Source organism: Hymenobacter humi (genome assembly GCF_042665855.1).
GTDB classification, from domain to species: domain Bacteria; phylum Bacteroidota; class Bacteroidia; order Cytophagales; family Hymenobacteraceae; genus Hymenobacter; species Hymenobacter humi.
Map to the genome: position 1 here is coordinate 2,027,131 of NZ_JBHTEK010000001.1, position 21,299 is coordinate 2,048,429.

At 61.6% G+C, this 21,299-nt stretch carries 16 protein-coding genes and 6 pseudogenes; 10 read left to right on the forward strand and 12 right to left on the reverse strand.

Features of this window, described 5'->3' with window-relative positions; genetic code table 11:
* Nucleotides 1-432: 432 nt before the first annotated feature.
* The 5 genes and pseudogenes from ACFQT0_RS11340 (at nt 433) to ACFQT0_RS11360 (ending at nt 5,107) form a co-directional block, all read left to right on the forward strand.
* Nucleotides 433-1,152, forward strand: a complete 720-nt coding sequence (locus ACFQT0_RS11340) for an ABC transporter ATP-binding protein (protein ID WP_380205988.1) — start codon at nt 433-435, stop codon at nt 1,150-1,152.
* Between the two features lie 49 nt (nt 1,153-1,201).
* Nucleotides 1,202-1,757: pseudogene (locus tag ACFQT0_RS11345) on the forward strand (cob(I)yrinic acid a,c-diamide adenosyltransferase).
* 160 nt (nt 1,758-1,917) lie between these two features.
* Nucleotides 1,918-2,982, forward strand: a complete 1,065-nt coding sequence (locus ACFQT0_RS11350; RefSeq protein ID WP_380202821.1) for a branched-chain amino acid aminotransferase — start codon at nt 1,918-1,920, stop codon at nt 2,980-2,982.
* Between the two features lie 152 nt (nt 2,983-3,134).
* Nucleotides 3,135-4,236 (forward strand): annotated as a pseudogene (gene gcvT, locus ACFQT0_RS11355) (glycine cleavage system aminomethyltransferase GcvT).
* A 103-nt stretch (nt 4,237-4,339) separates the two neighbouring features.
* Complete coding sequence (locus tag ACFQT0_RS11360) at nt 4,340-5,107, forward strand: 2-phosphosulfolactate phosphatase (RefSeq protein ID WP_380202823.1); 768 nt, start codon at nt 4,340-4,342, stop codon at nt 5,105-5,107.
* A 202-nt stretch (nt 5,108-5,309) separates the two neighbouring features.
* Here ACFQT0_RS11360 and ACFQT0_RS11365 read toward each other — a convergent pair.
* Both ACFQT0_RS11365 and dtd read right to left on the reverse strand, forming a co-directional pair.
* A pseudogene (locus ACFQT0_RS11365) lies at nt 5,310-5,652 on the reverse strand (nucleotide pyrophosphohydrolase).
* Between the two features lie 36 nt (nt 5,653-5,688).
* Entirely contained in the window at nt 5,689-6,135 is a 447-nt protein-coding gene (gene dtd, locus ACFQT0_RS11370) for a D-aminoacyl-tRNA deacylase (protein WP_380202825.1), read from the reverse strand.
* 142 nt (nt 6,136-6,277) lie between these two features.
* Between dtd and ACFQT0_RS11375 the strand changes: the two genes are divergently transcribed.
* The gene (locus tag ACFQT0_RS11375) at nt 6,278-7,891 is read left to right on the forward strand and encodes a hypothetical protein (protein WP_380202827.1); all 1,614 of its coding nucleotides are present in this window, start codon (nt 6,278-6,280) and stop codon (nt 7,889-7,891) included.
* Here the strand turns inward: ACFQT0_RS11375 and ACFQT0_RS11380 are convergent.
* The 6 genes from ACFQT0_RS11380 to ACFQT0_RS11405 all read right to left on the reverse strand — a co-directional run bounded on the left by ACFQT0_RS11380 (nt 7,834) and on the right by ACFQT0_RS11405 (nt 13,290).
* Nucleotides 7,834-9,243: a hypothetical protein gene (locus ACFQT0_RS11380; protein ID WP_380202829.1), complete on the reverse strand. Its 1,410-nt coding sequence runs from the start codon at nt 9,241-9,243 to the stop codon at nt 7,834-7,836. The two genes, ACFQT0_RS11375 and ACFQT0_RS11380, sit on opposite strands and share 58 nt — an antisense overlap.
* A gap of 75 nt (nt 9,244-9,318) precedes the next feature.
* Nucleotides 9,319-10,605, reverse strand: a complete 1,287-nt coding sequence (locus ACFQT0_RS11385) for an OmpP1/FadL family transporter (protein WP_380202831.1) — start codon at nt 10,603-10,605, stop codon at nt 9,319-9,321.
* 143 nt (nt 10,606-10,748) lie between these two features.
* Nucleotides 10,749-11,297 (reverse strand): endolytic transglycosylase MltG, encoded by a 549-nt coding sequence (gene mltG / locus ACFQT0_RS11390; protein ID WP_380205989.1) that lies wholly within the window; start codon nt 11,295-11,297, stop codon nt 10,749-10,751.
* Nucleotides 11,180-11,788 (reverse strand): endolytic transglycosylase MltG, encoded by a 609-nt coding sequence (locus ACFQT0_RS11395; RefSeq protein ID WP_380202833.1) that lies wholly within the window; start codon nt 11,786-11,788, stop codon nt 11,180-11,182. The genes mltG and ACFQT0_RS11395 overlap by 118 nt, the downstream gene beginning before the upstream one ends.
* Before the next feature lie 98 nt (nt 11,789-11,886).
* Nucleotides 11,887-12,744 carry an ImmA/IrrE family metallo-endopeptidase gene (locus tag ACFQT0_RS11400; RefSeq protein ID WP_380202835.1) on the reverse strand — a complete coding sequence of 286 codons (858 nt, stop codon included), beginning with the start codon at nt 12,742-12,744 and terminating at the stop codon, nt 11,887-11,889.
* An 18-nt stretch (nt 12,745-12,762) separates the two neighbouring features.
* Nucleotides 12,763-13,290: a helix-turn-helix domain-containing protein gene (locus ACFQT0_RS11405; RefSeq protein WP_380202837.1), complete on the reverse strand. Its 528-nt coding sequence runs from the start codon at nt 13,288-13,290 to the stop codon at nt 12,763-12,765.
* A gap of 208 nt (nt 13,291-13,498) precedes the next feature.
* On the opposite strand from ACFQT0_RS11405, the pseudogene ACFQT0_RS11410 reads away from it, so the two are divergent.
* Nucleotides 13,499-15,145, forward strand: a pseudogene (locus ACFQT0_RS11410) (hypothetical protein); the annotation flags it as partial.
* A gap of 186 nt (nt 15,146-15,331) precedes the next feature.
* Nucleotides 15,332-16,614 (forward strand): annotated as a pseudogene (aceA, locus tag ACFQT0_RS11415) (isocitrate lyase).
* A 287-nt stretch (nt 16,615-16,901) separates the two neighbouring features.
* On the opposite strand, the gene ACFQT0_RS11420 reads toward aceA, so the two are convergent.
* From ACFQT0_RS11420 to ACFQT0_RS11435, 4 genes are all read right to left on the reverse strand, one after another.
* The gene (locus ACFQT0_RS11420; protein ID WP_380202839.1) at nt 16,902-17,198 is read right to left on the reverse strand and encodes a hypothetical protein; all 297 of its coding nucleotides are present in this window, start codon (nt 17,196-17,198) and stop codon (nt 16,902-16,904) included.
* Entirely contained in the window at nt 17,113-17,412 is a 300-nt protein-coding gene (locus ACFQT0_RS11425; protein ID WP_380205990.1) for an HRDC domain-containing protein, read from the reverse strand. The genes ACFQT0_RS11420 and ACFQT0_RS11425 overlap by 86 nt, the downstream gene beginning before the upstream one ends.
* Nucleotides 17,413-17,562: 150 nt before the next feature.
* On the reverse strand, nt 17,563-17,748 hold the full coding sequence (locus ACFQT0_RS11430; protein ID WP_380205991.1) for a hypothetical protein: 186 nt from the start codon (nt 17,746-17,748) through the stop codon (nt 17,563-17,565).
* Nucleotides 17,663-18,070, reverse strand: a complete 408-nt coding sequence (locus tag ACFQT0_RS11435) for a hypothetical protein (RefSeq protein ID WP_380202841.1) — start codon at nt 18,068-18,070, stop codon at nt 17,663-17,665. The genes ACFQT0_RS11430 and ACFQT0_RS11435 overlap by 86 nt, the downstream gene beginning before the upstream one ends.
* 248 nt (nt 18,071-18,318) lie before the next feature.
* Here ACFQT0_RS11435 and ACFQT0_RS11440 point away from each other — a divergent pair, with 248 nt between their 5' ends.
* Complete coding sequence (locus tag ACFQT0_RS11440) at nt 18,319-19,689, forward strand: TonB-dependent receptor plug domain-containing protein (protein WP_380202843.1); 1,371 nt, start codon at nt 18,319-18,321, stop codon at nt 19,687-19,689.
* Between the two features lie 69 nt (nt 19,690-19,758).
* Nucleotides 19,759-21,297 (forward strand): annotated as a pseudogene (locus ACFQT0_RS11445) (SusC/RagA family TonB-linked outer membrane protein); the annotation flags it as partial.
* Nucleotides 21,298-21,299: the final 2 nt, after the last annotated feature.

Sequence of the window (21,299 nt, forward strand, 5' to 3'; positions counted from 1 at the left end):
ACCACTCGCATTGGCAACAACTGGCTGGCGCAAGCCCGGCAAGCCGAGCAGCAAAACCACGCCGCCGAAGCTGCCCGAAACTACCAGCGCATTGTGCGGGAAGCGCCTTTCAATGAGCCCGCTATCCTGGCCGCGGCTACGTTCTACACGCGCCGCCGCGACTTTCCCAAGGCGTACGAAACCCTGCGGGCGGGCCTCGACGAAAACCCTGAATCGCTGCCGCTGTTGAGGGCCTACGTATTGGCGGCGGCCGATGCGGGACTGACCGAGTACGCCGCCGATGCCCTGGCGCAGCTGCGCCGGCAGTTATCCTCCTCCACCTTTGCTACTTTAGCTGCTGAGTACGCCGCGCACCGCGCAGCCGCGCGGCGGCGGCGGCATCTTTCTCTGGGGCTCCGGCCTCCTCACCTCTGCAATAAGCTCCCCTGTCCCATGCATACGAACGTCATTGAAACCACGGAAATCGCCAAAACCTACGTCATGGGGGCGGAGGTCATCCACGCGCTGCGCTCGGTGAGCATCCAGATTCCGCGCGGGGAGTACGTGGCCTTCATGGGGCCGTCGGGTTCGGGCAAGTCTACGCTGATGAACATCATCGGCTGCCTTGATACGCCCACTAAGGGGCAGTACATCTTGAACGGCCAGGACGTGAGCCGCATGAGCGACAACCAACTGGCGGAGGTACGCAACAAAGAAATTGGCTTCGTTTTCCAAAGCTTCAACCTGCTGCCCCGGGCTTCGGCGCTCGACAACGTGGCGCTGCCCCTCATTTACGCCGGCTTGAACAAGCGCGAGCGCAACGAGCGGGCCATGGAATCGCTGCGGTCCGTGGGCCTGGCCGACCGGGCCCTGCACCGGCCCAACGAGCTAAGCGGCGGCCAGCGCCAGCGCGTGGCCATTGCCCGGGCCCTGGTGAACAACCCCAGCGTGCTGCTGGCCGACGAACCGACTGGCGCCCTCGACTCCAAGACCAGCCACGAAATCATGGATTTGTTCGAGGCCCTGTATTCCAAGGGCAACACCATCATCATGGTTACGCACGAAGAGGACATAGCCCGCTACGCCCACCGCATTGTGCGCCTGCGCGACGGCCTGATTGAATCCGACGAAGTCAACTCCGAAGTTCGGACCCACATCCTAGCCAACCACTAAGCGTCCGCCTTCTGCGAAGAGGGAGCGTGGTCGGAACCGTACCCAGCCCATGAAAATCTACACCAAAACCGGCGACAAAGGCCTTACCTCCCTCATTGGGGGCACGCGCGTGCCGAAGAGCAGCTTGCGCATCGAGTGCTACGGCACCGTAGACGAGCTCAACTCGCACATTGGGCTGGTGCGCGACCAGGACGTGAACGCCACGCGCCGCCCGCTGCTCAAGGAAATCCAGGACCGGCTGTTTACCATGGGCTCGGCCCTGGCCGCCGACCCGGAGAAGTCGAAGATGAAGCTGCCCGACCTGCACGAGGCCGACGTGACGCTGCTCGAAGACGAAATGGACCGCATGAATGCCGAGCTGCCCGAGCTGCGGGCGTTTATTTTGCCGGGCGGCCACCCCGCCGTGAGCCACGCCCACGTGGCCCGCTGCGTGTGCCGCCGTGCCGAGCGCATGGTCATTCAGCTCAGCGAAGAGTCGTTCGTGGCCGAGCCTGGTGGTGGTTTACCTGAACCGTTTGTCGGACTACCTGTTCGTCCTAAGCCGCTACATGGCCCACGAGCCTGGGCGTAGAAGAGGTGACCTGGAAGGCACGACTTTAAGCTAATTCGGGTTCTCGTTGTCAATCCTTTCAAAACATTTGGCCAATGCTTGAAAGGCTATAAATTTTTTGCCGAACTTTCTGTTGATTTTATAATTACAGCCACACTCCCTCCATCCTCCGTACGCGGAAAATCCCACCCACTTTACCCCGAAAAATTAACGTTATGATTGACATTCTCCCCATTCGCACGCAGCGTACCACGGCATCGCGCCTCGCCGAGCTCGACCCCAGCAACCTGGAGTTCGGCAAGGTGTTCTCCGACCACATGTTTGCCATGGATTACCACAACGGCGAATGGCAGGAGGCCCAGATTGTGCCCTACGGCAACATGGCCGTGAGCCCCGCCAACTCGGCCCTGCACTACGGCCAGGCCATTTTTGAGGGCATGAAAGCTTACCACCAGGTAGACGGCGGCGTGGCCTTGTTTCGCCCCTTCGACAACTGGGCCCGGCTCAACACCTCGGCCGAGCGCATGTGCATGCCCACGGTGCCCGAGGAGCTGTTTATGCAGGGCCTGCGCGAGCTCATCCGCGTCGATTCGGCCTGGGTGCCCACCGCCGAGGGCAGCTCGCTCTACATCCGTCCGTTCATGTTTGCCACCGATGGCTTCATCGGCGTGCGGCCTTCGGAGTCGTACCGTTTCATGATTTTCACGAGCCCCGTGGGCTTGTACTACAACAAGCCCCTGCGCGTGCGCTTCGAGCAGAAGTACGTGCGGGCGGCCCAGGGCGGCGCCGGCTACGCCAAAAACGCCGGCAACTACGGCGCGGCCATGTACCCCACCAAGCTGGCTCAGCAGGAAGGCTACAACCAGCTCATCTGGACCGATGCCTCGGAGCACCAGTACGTGGAGGAGTCGGGCACGATGAACGCCATTTTTGTCATCGACGGCAAGGTGGTGACGCCCGCCCTGAGCACGTCCATCCTCGACGGCGTGACGCGCCGCAGCGTGCTGCAACTGGCCCGCGACATGGGCATCACGGTGGAAGAGCGCAAGGTGAGCAGCCGCGAAATCATGGAGGCGCTGGCCGCTGGCAAGCTGGAGGAAGCCTTCGGCGCTGGCACGGCCGCTACCATTGCGCCCATTGCCACCATCGGCTACGAAGGCCACGACTATGACCTGCCCGTGGTAGCACCCGATGCCTTCTCGAAGCGTGTGGGCGCGGCCCTCAACGCCATCCGCACAGGCGAAGGCGCCGACGTGCACAACTGGATGGTGCGCGTTTAGTGAGTAACTGAGCGGCAGAATGACTGAGTGAATGCCTCTATTTTGCCGATGTTAGGAAAAAGCCGCTTCATGCTGAAGCGGCTTTTCTTTTGCCGCACCTTTGCACCGCCAAGTACATTCCCACTCAGTCATTCCGCCACTCAGCCACTCTTATGACCGTTTCCCTGAAAACCGTTACCCTCAACGATACGCACCGCAAGCTCGGGGCTAAAATGGTGCCTTTTGCTGGCTACGACATGCCGGTGCGCTATTCTTCTGACCTGGACGAACACCACACGGTGCGCCGCGCGGTGGGCATTTTCGACGTGTCGCACATGGGCGAATTTCGGGTGCGCGGCCCGCACGCCCTCGACCTGATTCAGCGCGTGACCAGCAACGACGCCAGCAAACTAACCAACGGCAAGGCCCAGTATTCCTGCCTGCCCAACGACCAGGGCGGCATCGTGGACGACTTGCTCGTGTACAAGCTGGCCGATGAGGACTACCTACTGGTGGTGAACGCCTCCAACATCGAAAAAGATTGGAACTGGATTAAGCAGCACAACACGCAGGGCGTGGAGATGGAAGACATCTCCGACCGCACCAGCCTGTTTGCCGTGCAGGGCCCCAAGGCCATCGCCGCCCTGCAAACCCTGACCGACGTGGACCTGAGCAGCATTCCGTACTACTCCTTCGTGCAAGCCACCTTCGCCGGCGCCCCCGATGTCATCATCTCGGCCACTGGCTACACCGGTGCGGGCGGGTTTGAGCTGTATGTTCCCAACGAGCACGCGGCCGAGGTGTGGGACAAAATCATGATTGCCGGCCAGGCCTACGGCATCAAGCCCATCGGCCTGGGCGCCCGCGACACCCTGCGCCTCGAAATGGGTTTTGCCCTTTACGGCAACGACATTGACGACACCACCTCGCCTCTCGAAGCCGGCTTGGGCTGGATTACCAAGTTCACAAAGGACTTCACCAACGCCGAAAATCTCAAGAAGCAGAAGGAAGCCGGCGTAACCAAGAAGCTCGTGGCCTTCATCATGGACGGCCAGGGCATTCCGCGCGGCCACTACGAGCCTGGTAGATGCCGAAGGCCAGAAAATCGGCGATGTCACCAGCGGCACGCAGTCGCCTTCGCTTGGCAAGGGCATCGGCATGGGCTACGTGAAGTCGGAATATGCCGCGCCCGGCACCCAGATTTTCGTGCAGATTCGCGGCAAAAACCTGCCGGCTACCGTCAATAAGCTGCCCCTGACCAAGGGCGCGGAATAGAATGATGAGTTTTGAATTATGAGTGCTGAGTTGGTCGTGAGATAATTCTGGAACTCGTAGCGCTAAACTCAAAATTCATAACTCAAAACTCATAACTCCAAGAGTGCCCAAACTTGACATCTGTTTCTCGCCCGAGTTGCTCCCTTTGTATGACCTGCGCGGGCAGGTAGCCGTTATCGTCGACATTCTGCGGGCTTCCAGCACCATCGTGACGGCGCTAGGAGAGGGCGTGACGCACGTTTTCCCGGTGGCCTCGCTGGCAGAATGCACCGCCTACGGGCAGGAGTACGGCTGCCTTACCGCCGCCGAGCGCGACGGACTGCCGGCTGCTGGCTTCGACCTGGGCAACTCGCCCTTCGGGTTCTTGGACGGCGCACGCCCGGTGCGTGGCCGGGCCCTCACCATCAGCACCACCAACGGTACCACGGCCCTGCGCCGCTCCCTGGCCGCCGAGGCCGTGGTGGTCGGAGCATTTCTGAACTTGGCCGCCGTAGCAGATTTCGCGCGCCGGCAGGGCCGCGACGTGCTGGTGGTATGCGCCGGCTGGAAAGGGCAGTTCTGTCTGGAGGATACCGTATTTGGCGGGGCGCTGGCCGAGCGGCTGGCCGATGATTTCGACGTGCGCAGCACCGATGCTACGCTAGCCGCGCTGCACCTCTGGCAGCAGGGTAAAGCCGAATTGTCGACGTACCTGCTGCAGTCGGCCCACGTGCGCCGGCTCAACTCGCTGGAAGCCAGCCATGATTTTGAGTTTTGCCTGCGAATAGACGCCTACGCCCACGTGCTGCCCCTGTGGCAGACGGACCGGCTGGTGGACGCTGGGATTAAGGGGTTAAGAATGAGAGATAAAGAAGGGGTAGGCGAACGATAAAGCTCCCCTCCTTTCTTAAGGAGGGGACGTTTGAGCTTTAGCTCAAACGGGGGTGGTTGCCCTCGTTGAACGACACCCGAACGATTCCAGCCCAACTCGTTCTGCCGCCAGTCGTTCACCCATCGTTCAACGAGGGCAACCACCCCACTCAACTTAAAAGTTGAGCGTCCCCTCCTTAAAAAAGGAGGGGAGCTTTATTCGTCTATTCCTCCTTCTTTATTCTCAATTTTTCATTGTCCTGATGCCGCTGGCTGTCGCGCTGGGTTTTCTTGGCCAGGTTGCGCGTGAAGGCTTCGGTTAGGTCGACGCCGGTTTGATTGGCCAGGCAGATGACTACGAAAAGCACGTCAGCCAGGCTCGTCGCCCAGTTCCCGGCCTTTGTCAGATTCTTTGAACGACTGCTCGCCGTATTGCCGGGAAATGAGCCGGGCCACTTCGCCCACTTCCTCGGTGAGGATGGCCATGTTGGTCAGCTCATTGAAATAGCGTACGCCCGTGGTGGTAATCCAAGTGTCGACGGTTTTTTGGGCTTCTTCGAGGGTCATAAATGCAAGGATGAAAATGCGTTGGAGAAGCCGCGACTAAGCGGGAGTGTCGAGCACAATGGTAACCGGGCCGTCGTTGAGCAGGCTCACCTTCATGTCGGCGCCGAAGATGCCGGTGGGCACGGGCTTGCCCAACTCGGCTGCCACCATGGCTACAAACTGTTGGTACAGCGGTTCGGCAATGGGCGGCGGCGCAGCCCCGATGTAGCTGGGGCGGTTGCCCTTGCGGGCATCGGCCAGGAGCGTAAACTGGCTCACCACCAGAATTTGCCCGTCGGTATCGACTACGCTGCGGTTCATCTGGCCGTTGTCGTCTCCGAAAATGCGCAGCTGCACCAGCTTGCGGCACATCCAGGTGAGCGTAGCGGTATTGTCGGTTGGGGCGAAGCCGGCCAGCACCAGCAGCCCTGGCCCAATTTGACCGGTAACCTGGCCTTCGACTTTTACCTGGGCTTCGCTGACGCGCTGAATAACTAGCCGCATAAAGAGGGGTGAGATGAGAATTTGGTCAGGACCAGTTTGTGAGTGCCGGGGCCGGAAAAGCCCGGCCGTAGGTTTCACCAATTGCCAAAAGTAGGACGTTGAGCAGATGTTGGACGAGCTTTGCCGACCTTCGCGCCGCCCAGTGCCGAAACTTTCTATGCCACTTTCCCCTGCTGGTACGACTACCAACCACTCCACGAGCCGCACCTTCTGGCTGCTAGCAGCCCTGCTGGCCGTGGCCGTGGTTCGGCTCTGGCGACTGTCTGAAGCCGGCCCGGCCGACTATGATTCGGTGCGCAACTGGCAGGTGATTCAGGAGTTGGCTCAAGGTGATTTTGCCAATCTGTTTCATCACGGCAGCCCGGGCTTTCTGCTGCTGTATGTACCGGTAGCGGCCCTCACGCGGGATTTCGTGGTTTTTCAAACCATCAATGCCCTGCTGGGAATTATTGGGCTGGGTCTGTTCGCCGCCTGGGTCACGCAGCAGGGCCGCTTGACTGGCCCCGAAGCGGCGGGACTGGTGTTGCTGGGTGGCACTTCGCTGCTGCTCACGTTTTCGGGCCGCGATTTTACGATGAGCTCGGTTAGCCTGGTGGTGTATGCCGGGTTGCTGCGCAGCTATTTCGCCCGGCTGCAGAAGCCCAGCGCCGCCGCGGCCTTGCGCGTGGCCGGTTGGCTGGCGGCGGGCCTGTGTTTCAATTATAAATTCCTGTTCACGCTGCCCATTCTGGCCGCTTTTGAAGTGATGCAGGCCGATGGGCTGTGGCGGCAGTGCGGGCTGTGGTGGCGGCTGCTATTGGTGCTGGCGGCTCCGTATGTTCTGTTTGCTGCCTTCGCGGCTACAGTTGGGCTGCCCTGGTACCGCTGGCTGGGCTTTTACGTGCGCACGGTGGTGCCAGAAGCAGCTAACGTGGCCGGCCGGCAGCACACGTTGCACCTCGATTTGCTGTATTACCCCCGGTATTTGGCAAGTTTCGAATCGCCATTATTGTTAGTTGGGCTGGTGCTTTCCGCTTGGCTGCTGTGGCGCTCCTGGAGCAAGGAGCCACGTTGGCGGGGAGAATCCTGGCCGCTGCTTGCTTATCTGCTGGTGTGGACCAGCTGCTGGCTAGTGGGCATGTCGCTGCTCATAAAAGCACCGCGCGGGCTTTTGTTCGCTTACCTGCCCCTGGCGGCGCTGGCGATGCTCAGCTTGCGGCGGGTGCTGCCCCGTGGGGCCATGCTGGGCGTCGTGCTCGCGGCTGTTGGGCTGAATCTGTTCCGGATTCAGCAGGAACTATACACTCCGCTGCCTACGGCCTACCCTAAGGTGGCAGCCTGGCTCAAGCAGCGCGGCGCCACCAAAGTGGCCAGCGCGGTGGGCAACGGGCTGGCGCCTTATCTGCCGCAGGGGCAAACGCTGGCGATTATCACCGATGAACGCCAGCTAGCCGACCTGCGTCGGTTAGGCTACCAGTACGTGCTGCTCGATGGCTACTGGCGCGTGGCTGGGGTGGCGCGCTTCGATTCCCTGCGCCGCCAAACGCCCGTTGCCGCGTGGCCGGCCCCCAGCTCCAGCGCCCGCTGCTGTTTCTGGAACATTCCGAATACACGGGGCTGGGCTACTCCGAGACCCTGGCGGCCTGCCGGGAAGCTGCTGCCGACACGCTGCCACTGCGGCTGTATCGGCTGCAGTAATTCGGGAGGCAGCCGCCCGATTTACTGGGCAGTGGTGGGCAGGTTGTTGACGTCGACGGCGGAGACGTTGGCCCGGTAGCCCTTGTTGAAAGCCGATATGAAGGCGTTGGCCACCAAGCCGTTGCCGCGGGGTGTGAGCGAGTAGTTATCCAGCGAGAAGAAATTGCCGCGCACGGGCTCCGACGAATACACCACGCCGGCCACCGATATGGCATCGGCCACCTGGTTGAAGAGTACCAGGTCCAGGTCGAGCGTGCTTTGCTTGGTGGCGGGGTTGATGACGGGCAGGTTGTACACCTGGGAAGCTAGGCGGTCGAGCTCGGTGTTGTAGCTGTTGAGCACGCTGCTGACGCGGCTCAACTCGTCCTTATCGATTACATCGGCATCGCGCAGCGGATTGCGGATGTCGCGGCCATAGGGCAGCATGCGTTGGGTGGTGCCCACCATCACGGCGGTCAGCTGGCCTACGCGCGGGAGCACGTTGGCCAGCACATAGTCTTCGTCGGTAATGAGCTGGGCCGGGCCGAAACCCAATGGGCTTTCGATGTAAACCGAAGCAGTATCGCCGAAGGCCGTGCGCAGGCGGGCCTGAAAAGCCAGCCCTTTACCAAGGCGCAGTATGGGTAGGGTAGCCAGAGATGGTAGCCGGGCAATGATGCCGGGGCGCCCGCCGGCCGTGAGCCGGTCGAGAATCTTCTTGGCATTCTGCCGCATCTGGTTGGTGAGCGTGGTGTTGGGCAGGGGGCCGCAGTCGCCGCCGCTGCGCACGTAGGGCATCAGGTTGTCGAGGCCCTGGAAGAAGGTGAAGAACGTGGCCGTTGCGGCCGCATCGGTCACGGCCTGCAGGTAGGTCGTGTTGCTGGCGGCGGGCAGCAGGCGCTCGAAGTAGGGGTTGAAGGTGGCGCCGGGCGTGGCGGTGGCTTCGTTGCCCAGGCCCGCGGTTTCAATCTGGCTCAGGAATAAGCCGGGCACGCCCAGGTTCTGGGGCAGGCTGGCGGCGGTGGCGCTGCGCGTGAGCAGCCGCACGGTGTCGGGGCCGCCGCAGGCGGTGGGCGTTATCACGGTGCGCCGCACGGACTGGCCCGGCACGAGGCGGGTGCGCGGAAAGCCCACGGCCGGGAAGCTCAGCAGGTTAATGTAGCCCGAGCCGGAGCCGGCTTCCAGCAGCGGCTGGGTAAAGCTGATGTTGTTGGTGGCGTCCTGCAACTGCAGGGCTATCAGCCTGGGGTAGGAGTATTCCTGGCTGGCCCGGGTGAGGCCGCCGGCGCTGTAGCCGGCGGTGTAGCTGTCGCCCACGGCGAGGTAGCGGCTCACGTTCACGCTGGTGGTGGGCGTGGGCGCGTCCTGGCCGGGCGCGCAGGCATTGAGCAACAAAGAAGCTACGGCTACGAAACCAGCGCGGCTCCACAGATTCGAATATAAATTCTGCATCGAAAAACGAGATGAAGGTGGCCCGCATTCACTCGTCAGCAGGACGAAACCTGCCTGCGAAATGCCGGCTATCAGTTACTGGCTATATTTTAGAAAGCGACGGCGACGCCCACCGAAGCGGTGTGGGTGGCCGTGCGGTAGGTGCCGCTCACGTTGGACACGCCCTCGGTGAGCTGATTGGCGCGGGCGGTGCGCAGGTGGCCGTAGTCGAAGGCGTAGCCGGCTTCCAGGGCCAGGCGCGGGGCCAGGCGGTAGCTCAGGCCCGCCGAAGCACCGAGGCGGTTGGCGTCGATGAACTCGGGGTTGATATACTCGTCGCGAATCGGGGTTTCGTCGTAGCGCAGGCCACCCACCACGGTCAGCTTGGGGTTGGTGGTACTCGGCGCCCACGCGGAACGCCAGGGCGTCTTCGTAGCGGCGGGCGGTGGTGACGCGGCGCTGCGGGGCCGAGCCACTGGGGGCCACCTCCAGCTTGAGCGAGTCCATCGTGCTCCAGCCGCTGAGGGTGAAGTCGAAGGTGAGCACCAGCTTCTCGGTGATGCGGTCGGCGATGCCCACGGCAAGCGTGCTGGGCAGGTTGAACTCGGTTTTGTAGTCGGAGGTGAGCGGGAACACCGCGGCGTCGCGCTCGGGAATGTTGGTGGTGGTGGCCTTGCCGTTGTTCATTTTCAGCTTCACGCCGCTGCGGTAGCTGATGCCGAAGGCCAGGTTGTCGCCGGTGCGGCCGTAGAGGCCCACGTTCAGGCCCAGTCCCGAGCCGCTGCTGTTGAGCTGCGCCTGCGCCGAGGTGCCGTCGTACTGGCCCAGGGCGCGCCGCTGGCTGTATTTGCCGAAGGCGTACACCAAGCCCACGCCAGCATTGAAGTTGTCGTTGAGCTTAAACCCGACGGTGGGCTGCACAAACACGGTGTTGAGCTGGCTTTCCTGAATGACCGAGCGGCCTTCCCAGGTGTTGGGCCACTTGGTGTGGTAGCCGTAGGGCGTGGTCACGGCCAGGCCCAGGGCCACGCGCTTGCTCACGGCGCCGGTGGCGTAGAAGTAGCCGCCGGGCAGGATGGCCAGCTCCTGGTCGGTGCGCTGGTAGGTGTCTTGCCCAATAAACGAGGAGCGGCGGATTTGGCCCATGCCGCCCGTGCTCACCCGAACGAGCGAATCGCCCCAGTGGCCTAGCAGGCCGGGGTTGGTGCTGATGCCCGCAATGCTGCCGATGTAGGCCGTGCTGGCGCCGCCCAGGCCACCACGCGGGCACCCTGCGGGCCCGTATCGAAGCCGCTGGCCGCTGCGGTGTATCCTGAGAAGAGAGGAAGTAAAAAGAGGAGACGTAGGCGCATACGGACGGTTTTGCGGGAAATTGGGAAACAAAAGTACACAGCCCATCGCTAGCACAACCGTAGTACACCCCGGAAAAACCTGTTAGGAAAGGAATTGCGCCATCTGGCACAATATCTTTCATTTAGCTATTGGTTAAGCCACAAAATGGGCTCCCGATTGTCGCGCTTGGGCGGCTAGCGCTTCACGCCGAGGCTGTCGAGCCGGTGCTGGTAGCGGCGGGCGTTGCGCTTGTGCTGGGCATAGGTTTCGGCGAAGTCCGAAAAGCCGCTGCCGTCGGGCCGGGCGCAGAAAAACAGGTTCTTGTTGTGGGCCGGGCGCAGCACCGCGTTAAGGGAGCTGGGCAGCGGCGTGGTGATGGGGCCCGGCGGCAGGCCCTTGTGCCGGTAGGTGTTGTAGGGCGAGTTCACCTTTTTGTCCACGTTGAGCACGCGCTTGCGGGTGCCCAGACCGTGCAGGGGCCAGAGCAGGGTGGGGTCGGCCTGCAGGGGCTGGCCGTTGCGCAGGCGGTTGAGGTACACGGCGGCGATGAGGGGTTTGTCGGTGGGCTGGGCGGTTTCGCGCTGCACAATGCTGGCCAGCACGCTCACTTGCACCGGCGTCATCTTCAGCGAATCAGCCCGGGCCCGGCGTTCGGCGGTCCAGAACCGGCGGTGGGTGGCGGCCATGGAATCCAGCAAGGCCTCGGCCCCGGTGTTCCACAGCAGCCGGTAGTGGCCCGGAATAAACAGGGTGCGAATGGTGCAGGTATCGAGCCGGTAGCGCGCCCGCAAATTGGTGTTGTTGCCCAGCAGCAGCGCAGCTTAAACGAGTCGGTTTCCAGGTGTCGGCTTACCTGCCGGGGCAAGCGGTCGAGGTAATGAAAGGGCTTGAGCTCGAACTGCACCGTGTCCTGATAACCCAGGGCCAGCATTTTCACGAGGTCTAGGTTGCCCAGATTGGGGTCGAGCCGGTAGCGGCCCGCTTTCACTTTGGTGGGGTAGTCCTGCTGCTCGGCCACCCAGGCAAAGGTGGCGGGCTCCTGCAGCAGGCGGTGCTTGGTAAGGGAATCGAGCACGGCGGTGAAGCCGGTGCCGGTGCGGATGTAGAGGTAGGCCGGCCCTTCGGCAAAGGCCGTCACGTTGGGCCGGTACAGCACGCGCCAGGCCGCGTAGCCGCCCGCGCCCAGCAGTACTAGTAATACAATCAGAAAACCAAACAGGAGAGGACGCCTCATTCTAAACACCTTGAACCAAATCGGCCACGGCGGCCTCGAAGGCTTCCCGCTCAGCTTGCCGCAGTATTTCGACGGGCGCCGCGGCCCGCGATTCGCAGTCAACGATGGGGCAGCGCTCGCAAGTTTCGTTTACGATGCGGAAGGGCAGGGCTGGGTCGGCCAAAAAGCGGACTTGGCTGCGCAGGGCTTCGTCGCAGCGCAGGCCTACGGTCACGCTCACAGCGGGTTGGGTAGGGGTGCCGGCCCGGGCCAGGGTGAAGCATAAATATTCGTCTTCTGTACCAAAGTAGCGCGACTTTTGGGCGCCGGCTACCGTCACGGGCACCAGCGCAGTGTCGGGCACGGGCAAGGCCCGCGCCTCGGCCAGCAGGCGCAGCGACACCCAGCGGCGGCAATAATGCTCGTGCAGGCTCGTTGCCGTGGGGGTTGTGCAGGCGCGCCAAGTGTAGCTCCTTGGTCAGCTCGTAGGGTGCGTCGGCATTGGCTTGGTCGAAGCGCAGAAAGAACAAGCTCTGCAGCCCAAAATGGCGCGGCAGCAGCGTGGTAAGGCGCTGCATGAACATCTCCGGGCTCACGTCATACTGCGCCATTAAGCCCAGCAGCAGGCCAGGGTTCCACTTTTTGGCGTTGAACACCTTCCGCAAATCGCGCAGCAGGCTTTCTTCCTCCATCAGCAAGGCCCCGGCGAAGTACGAGGCCTTGAAATTGTTGAGCACCTCATCGAACGAGCGCACCTGCGTGCTGCTGCTCACGTAAGGCCGCTCCGTCAGCTTGAGGTAATTGAACGCCACTTCACGGCCCAACACAAAAGCCTGCTGGCCCAGGCTCAGGCCCGGGCGCATGAGCAGCCGCCGGCTCTTGGGCTGAAACACCGACCGCAACCGGGCTTGGGTGGCCACGGCGTGCTGCCCCAGCGTCTCGCGGTCGAGGGTGTAGCCGTACTCTTGCGTGAGCACGCGTTCGAGCGGCTCAGGTCAAAGGGCGCGGCGGTGTTGGTGGTGGCTGCCCACAAAGGCCCGCACGTCCTGCTCGAGGTCTTCGAAATAGTTGTCGTGCATCTCCTGAAACGAGCGCAGCGCGGCCAGAAACAAGTGCTCTTGGCGCATTTCGTAGTTGCGGGCTATTTCGAAGATGGTGCTGATGAAGGCATTCATCTTGGCCGGCGCATTGGCAATCAGCTCTATAATGCGGGCGGGCTCCAGGCCGTACATGTCCAAGGGGAATTCCTTGAGCATCTTGGAGTTGAGCAGCTCGGCAATGGGCTCCAGCCGGCGCGGGAGCTCCAGCGACGTCAACTGGTCGTAGCGCACGCCCAGCGCCTGGCTCAGGCCCAGAATCTTGTCGGCCTTGGGGTACTTCTTGCCCTTCTCAATCTCGTTCAGGTAGCTCACCGACACGTCGCAGGTGCGCGCCAGCTCGGCGGGGCTCAGGCCGCGCTCCTGGCGCAACTCGCGCAGCTTGAGGCCGAAAATGAGGCGAACTATCTGGCCATGATTGAGCATAGAGAAAATTCTTTAACAACAGTGAAGCCCGGCGTGCATCAACCAAAACGGCTTACAGCAAACGGAAAGCGTGTTTTCGGTACCTAACCATAGCACTACAAAGCTACCAGGCTTTTGCAAATTTACGGAATTAGCGAAAATTCGCTAGACAAATAAAATTCGCCAGCGTATATTTGGGTAAGACCTGACTCTACCCACGCATTCTCGTATCCTCCACTTCCATTCCCACCGCCATGTCCTTTACCGAAACCGCTCCCGCCCCTCCGCCCACCTACCTTGCTCCCGAGCGGGTAAAAGTCATTGGGGCCTACTCGCCCGCGTTTGCCGAAATCCTGACGCCTTCGGCCCTAGCCTTTGTGGCCGAGCTGCACCGCCGTTTCGACCAGACCCGCCGCGCCTTGCTGGGCCGCCGGGCCGAACGGCAGGCCGATTTCGCAGCTGGCATCCTGCCCGACTTTCTCCCCGAAACCAAGCGCATCCGCGAGCAGGACTGGACAGTGGCCCCCGTGCCGCAAGACCTGCTCGACCGCCGCGTGGAAATCACCGGCCCGGTAGAGCGCAAGATGATTATCAACGCCCTGAACTCCGGCGCCAGCGTATTCATGGCTGATTTGGAGGATTCGAATGCTCCCACTTGGGACAATGTGGTGCAGGGCCAAATCAACCTGCGCGACGCCGTGCGCCGCACCATCTCGCTCAGCACGCCCACCAAGGAGTATCGGCTCAACGAGAAGACCGCCGTGCTCATGGTGCGCCCCCGCGGCTGGCACCTAGTAGAAAAGCACATCCTGGTCGATGGTGAGCCCATCAGCGCCTCGCTGCTTGATTTTGGGCTCTACTATTTCCACAATGCCCACGAGCGTGCTCCCGCGGCTCGGCCCCATACTTCTACCTGCCCAAGCTGGAAAGCCATCTTGAAGCCCGCTTGTGGAACGACGTGTTCGGCTTTGCCCAATGGTCGCTGAAGCTGCCCAAATGCACTATTAAAGCCACCGTGCTCATCGAGACGCTGCCGGCTGCCTTCGAGCTGAATGAAATCCTGTACGAGCTGCGTGAGCACAGCGCGGGGCTGAACTGCGGGCGCTGGGATTACATATTCAGCTACATCAAGCGGCTGGGGCTGAACCCCGAGTTCCGCCTGCCCAACCGCGCCGAGGTGACCATGACGGTACCGTTCATGGCGGCCTATTCGCAGCTGGTTATCCAGACCTGCCACCGTCGCGGCGTGCACGCCATCGGCGGCATGGCCGCCCAGATTCCCATCAAAAACGACCCCGAAGCCAATGAAGCAGCCCTGGAGAAAGTGCGTCAGGACAAAATCCGCGAAGCCACCAACGGCCACGACGGCACCTGGGTGGCCCACCCCGGCCTAGTACCTGTGGCGCTGGAGGTCTTCAACCGTCTCATGCCCGGCCACAACCAAATCGAGAACAAGCGCCTTGACGTGCAGGTAACCGCCGCCGACCTGGTGCGCGCCCCGCAGGGCAACATCACCGAAGACGGCCTGAAGCTGAACATCGACGTGGCCATTCAGTACCTGGCTTCCTGGCTGGGCGGCAACGGCTGCGTGCCCATCTACAACCTGATGGAAGACGCCGCCACGGCCGAAATCAGCCGGGCGCAAGTGTGGCAGTGGCTGCACACCCCTGGCACCACTCTGGCCGACGGCCGCCCCGTCACCACCGAGCTATATCGCTCACTGGTACCCGGGCAGCTGGAGAAAATCAAAGCCCAGGTAGGGGAGGAGGTCTATTCCACCGGCCATTACCTCGAAGCCGCCCGCCTGTTCGACCGTCTGGTGATGAGCAAGGAGTTCGTTGAGTTCCTGACCATCCCGGCCTACGAGCAGTTGGCGTAATGCGCTGTAGCGTGGACTCTGAGAGTCCGCGCTTCGAACGAACAAAACCCAACGGGCGCGGACTCTCAAAGTCCACGCTACATCCCACTTCCGAACTCCAAAAAAGCCGCCTGACAGGTAGCCAGGCCACGCTTTGCCCTTTTCAAACCGCAAACCATCACCTAATCCAACCCTCACTCGCTCATGAAACCACAAACGCAACGCACCGCCGAACTGGCCCTGGATTGGGCCCACAACCCCCGCTGGATTGGCATTCAGCGGCCTTACTCACCCGAGGATGTGGTGAAACTGCAAGGTTCCTACCACATCGAGTACTCGCTGGCCCGCCAGGGCGCCGAACGGCTGTGGGAGCTGCTGCACTCGCAGGAGTACGTGGCCGGTCTGGGCGCCCTCACTGGCAATCAGGCCGTGCAGGAAGTGCAGGCCGGTTTGCAGGCCATTTACCTCAGCGGCTGGCAGGTGGCGGCCGATGCCAACGGGGCCGGCCACATGTACCCCGACCAAAGCCTGTACCCCGTGGACAGCGTGCCGGCCGTGGTGCGCCGCATCAACAACGCCCTGCTGCGGGCCGACCAGATACAGCACCTCAGCGGCGAGGAAAGGTGCACTGGCTGGCGCCCATTGTGGCCGATGCCGAAGCCGGCTTTGGCGGCAACCTGAATGCGTTTGAGCTGATGAAGATGATGATAGAAGCCGGGGCCGCCGGCGTGCACTTCGAAGACCAGCTGTCATCGGCCAAGAAGTGCGGGCACCTCGGCGGCAAGGTGCTCGTGCCCACGCAGGAAGCCATCAATAAGCTGGTGGCGGCCCGCCTTGCCGCCGATGTAATGGGCGTGCCCACGCTCATCGTGGCCCGCACCGACGCCGATGCCGCCGACCTGCTCACCGCCGACGTGGACCCGCGCGACCAGCCCTTTATCCTGCAGGAAGCCGAGCGCACCAACGAAGGCTTCTACCGCATCCGCTGCGGGGTAGACGCCGCCATTGCCCGCGGCCTGGCCTACGCGCCCTACGCCGACCTCATCTGGATGGAAACCTCGCACCCCGACCTGGAGCAGGCCCGTCAGTTTGCCCAGGCCATTCACGCCAAATTCCCCGGCAAGCTGCTGGCTTACAATTGCTCGCCCTCGTTTAACTGGGCTTCCAAACTGAGCAAGGAGCAGATGGAAACCTTCCGCGAAGAGCTGGCTGGGTTGGGCTATAAATTCCAGTTCATTACCCTCGCCGGTTTCCACGCTCTCAATACCAGCATGTTTGAGTTGGCGCAGGCGTACCGGCAGCGCGGCATGGCCGGCTATTCGGAGCTGCAGGAGCGGGAGTTTGCGCTGGCCAAAGACGGCTACCAGGCCGTGAAGCACCAAACCTTCGTGGGTACCGGCTACTTCGACGCCGTGCAAAACGTGGTGACCAGCAACCAAACCAGCACCGCCGCTCTGGTGGGCAGTACCGAAGAAGCCCAGTTTTAGCAATGTTGAGCTGAAAATTCCAAGCTGAAAACCAGAACGTCAGGCTGCGCGCGGCACCTCACTCGGGGAACCTCACCCCCGGCCCTTCTCCAAAGAGAGGGGTGCCACGGCACCAGCTTTAGCTTAGTTTTAAAGGAAAAGGCCCGGCTCACTATTGAGCCGGGCCTTTTTCATTGGTAAACGTCTGGCTCCCCTCTCTTTTGGAGAGGGGCCGGGGTGAGGTTCTACCGGCCGAGATGCTTCGGCAAGACTGACGTTCTTTTATTTCGTCAGCGTCGTGTCTCCGTTTAGAAAGGGCCGGCTATCAGGCTGAAGTCCTCGCCGTGGCGCTCGGCCGATTCGCGTAGTAGCTGCTGTTGCCAGGGGCGCAAAGCGGCAGCAGCCCCCATCTCAATGATTTCGGCAATGAGGCGGTTGCTGAGCACCATGTTGGCCATGGTGGCGCCGTGGTCGGCGGCGAGGTGCGTTTTGAGCGTGTTGAGCAGCGTTTCGCGGGCCTCAGCACGGGCGGCGGCAGGGCCGTTGAGCCGGCGGCGGAACGGAAACTTGCGCTGCTCCTGCGGCAGCGGCGCATCGGGAGCCAAATCGGTGGTGCCGATGGCCAGCAGGCTGCTCGGCGTAGGGCGAGCGTTTCAACTCCGGGTGCAGGCCGTTGGCCGTGCGGAGCTGCAGCGGCGTTTCGATGGGCTGGCGGGCGAGCTCGGCCAGGCGGTCGTTGCTGAGCACGTGGTAGGGCGGGCGGTCGAGCTGCCGGGCCACGGTGTCACGCAGCATGTATAACTCGCGGAAAATGGGCATTTCCGAGGGCGAAATCTTGTACTTGGCGGCGTTGCGCGACCACGGGCGCGGGTCGTCGCGGCCGTAGCGCACCGCTTCCAGCGCAATGTTCTCCTGCGCGGCCCACTCGCTGCGGCCCAGGCTCGGCCAGCCGGGCGCTGAGGCGGTCGGTCAGCTCAAAAGGTAGAGCACGTCGTTGGCAGCGTACTCCATTTGGGCATCGGTGAGCGGGCGCTTGAGCCAGTTCGATTTCTGTTCGCCTTTGTCTACTTCAAAGCCCAGGCTCGGCCTGAATGAGGCGGCCCAGCGAAATGTTGTTGTCTTCGGCCGCCAGAAGGGTAAACTGGACGCTCGTATCCACGATGTTGAGGCAATTCACGGCGAATACCTCATCCAGCAGCAGAATGTCAGACTTACAGGAATGAAAGACCTTGGCTACGGCGGGGTTGCGCAGCACCGCGAAGAGGGGCTCGAGGCCAGCGGCCATATCGGGCAGCGGGAGTGGGTCAATCAGATACGCTTCCTGGCCATCGAACACCTGAATCAGGGCCAGGTGACGGCCGTAGCGGTGGCGCATGTCATCAAATTCCAGGTCGATACCAATGCGCGGCAGGGTAGCAAAGTGGGCAGCGGCGGCGGCAATAGCGTCGGCTGTAGTGAGGTAATGAATGGTTGGCATTAAGGCGAAAGCGAAGCCGTGGCGCGGGGCCCGGCGTGGCAAGGGGTTAACTGCGGTAAAGGTAGGCAACTACGGCAGGGTGCAAGAAAATATTGGTCAAAACGATAAAATTGCTGTGTGTAATTACCTTCGCTTTAGCATCAGGTAACAAAATGCTGTCTCACTCTATTATTTAAACCTCACCAGCTCTTTTCAACTTAACATTCTTCTAATTCTTTCGTCTCACCGGTTCCTAAACCAAATTTCCCATGAAGTACAAATTATTCACTCATCTTAAACTCTTTACGCTGCTGGCGTGCTGGCTATTTGCCGTGCCCGCCTGGGCCCAGCAAGCCATCAGCGGCCGGGTAATGGGCTCCGACGGCGGGGCCGTGCCCGGTGCCACTGTTCTGGAACGTGGCACCACCAACGGCGTAAGCACCAACGCCGACGGCGCGTTCAGCCTCACCGTGCAGCCCAACGCCACGCTGCTTATCAGCTCGGTAGGCTACGCTACCCAAACCATAGCCGTGGGCACGCAGTCCACCATTAACGTAACGCTGGCGGCTGCGGCTACCGAGCTCAGCGAAGCCGTGGTAGTGGGCTACGGCACCCAGACCAAGCAGGACCTGACGGGTTCGGTAACCCAGCTCACGGCCAAGGACGTGGAAAACGTGCCGACCGTAAGCTTCGAGCAGGCCATTCAGGGCCGTACGCCCGGCGTGCAAATCAACCAGGGCTCGGGCAAGCTGGGCGCTGGTGTGCAAATCCGCGTGCGCGGTTCGTCGTCGGTTTCGGCTTCCAACCAGCCGCTGTATGTGATTGACGGTATTCCGGCGACGTCCACCGACGTGGGCTCCGACACCGAGCCGCTGAACCCGATTGCCGACCTCAACCCGAACGACATTGAGTCCATCACCATCCTGAAGGACGCTTCGTCGGCCGCCATCTACGGCTCGCGCGCTTCCAACGGCGTTATCCTGGTGAACACCAAGAAAGGCCGCCAGGGCCAGACCAAGGTGAACCTGGGCTACTACGTGGGCACCAGCGAAACCACCCGCCGCCGCAAGTTCCTGAACGCTGCCCAGTATAAGCAGCTGTTCACCGAAGCAGCCGAAAACGAGGGCTACGATGCCGCCGAAGAATTCGAAGGCAACGGCCTCGACATCAACTCGAAGTACGATACCGACTGGGCCTCGCAGGCATTCCAGAAAGGCCGGGTAGAGCAGTACGACTTCAACGTGAGCGGCGGCGATGCCAAGACCCGCTTCTTCCTGAGCCTCGACGTTCAACGACCAGACCGGTATCATCATCGGCAACCGCTACCGTCGCGGCAGTGCTCGCATCAACCTCGACCACTCCATCACCGACAAATTCAAAGTAGGCCTGAACCTGTCGCTGACCCGCTCGGTGAACGACCGTACGCCAAACGACAACGCGTTTACCAACCCTCTGCAGCTCAACGCGCTGCCGCCCATTCAGCCCATCCGCGACCCCGACACCGGCGAGCTCAACAACAACACGCTGTACTACAACAACCTGCTCGAGCTGGAAAAAGGCACCAACCGTGCCGGCACGTACCGCTCGTTCAGCACGGCGTACTTCACCTACCAGCCCATCAAGAACCTGACGCTGCGTAGCGAAATCGGCGCCGACTTCCTGAACCTGAACGAAAACCTGTACCGCGCCGCGGGCACCAGAACGGGGGCAACACCGGCTACGGCTACAGCAACCAGGTGCAGGTAATCAACTACACCACCAACAACACGGCCAACTACAACTACACCTTCAACGAAGACCACAACTTCGATGCCCTGGTGGGTTTCTCGTTCCAGCGTTCCGATACGAAAGCCACTGCTGCCGAAGGCCGCGGCTTCCCGAATGCTGAGTTTACCAAAGTGGCCAGCGCGGCCATCAAAACCGGCGGTTCGTCTTCTTCGGCCGACGGCTTTGCCTTCGTGTCGGAATTCGCTCGTTTGAACTACGCTTTCCGCAGCAAGTACCTGATTTCGGGTAGCGTGCGCCGCGACGGCTCTTCGCGCTTCGGCGCCAACAACCGCTACGGCAACTTCGGTGCTGGTTCGATTGGCTGGGTTATTTCGGAAGAAAGCTTCCTGAAAGAAAACCGCTTCCTGAACTTCCTGAAGCTGCGGGCCAGCTACGGCGTGACAGGTAACGCCGAAATCGGCAACTTCGCTTCGCGTGGCTTGTACGCTGCCCTTCCATACGCGGAATTGGCCGGCTTGCAGCCCAGCGCTGCCGTGGGCAACCCCGACCTGACCTGGGAGAACACGGCTCAGACCGACCTGGGCCTGGAGTTTGGCTTCTTCGACAACCGCATTTCGGGCGAAGTGGACGTGTACGAGAAGAAAACTACCGACCTGCTGCTCAGCCGTCCGCTGCCGTACGTAGGTGGCTATAGCATCGTGACCGAGAACGTGGGCGCGCTGAACAACCGCGGCCTCGAAATCAGCCTGAACACCCGCAACTTCGACAAGGAGTTCAAGTGGACGACCAACATCAACATGTCGTTCAACCGCAACAAAATCACCTCGCTGGCGGCGCCCATCCAGAGCCAGTACCTGGGCAGCGTGCGTGAAGGCCTCCCCATTGGCATTTTCTACGGCCGCAAGTTTGCTGGCGTAGACTCTGACAACGGTGATGCCCTGTACTATACCAAAGAAGGTGGCACTACCAACAATCCGGCTTTGGCCGCCCAGCAAGTAGTAGGCAACCCGAACCCCGACTTCACGGGCGGTATCACCAACACCTTCTCGTTCAAAGGCGTTGACCTGAGCGTGCTAGGTCAGTTTGTGTCCGGCAACGACATCTACAACTCGGCTGGTATCTACCAGTCGGCCAGCGGCGACTACTTCGACAACCAGACCCTCGACCAGCTCAACGCCTGGAAGAAGAAGGGCGACATCACCAATGTGCCTCAGCTGCGCCTCTACGGTGCCAACGGTACTTCGCAGTCGTCGCGTTGGATCGAAGACGGTTCGTTCTTCCGCGTGAAGAACGTGACGCTCGGCTACAACCTGCCTTCGGAACTGGCTAAGCGCGGCTACGTGAAGTCGGCCCGCATCTACGTTTCGGCGCAGAACCTGTTCACCTTCACCAACTACGGCGGCTACGACCCCGAGGTAAACACGGCTGCTTTCGGCGCCGCCAACTACCTCATTGGTCATGACTTCTACACGCCGCCGCTGGCCAAGACTTTCTTGGTAGGCGTTAACGTTGGCTTTTAATT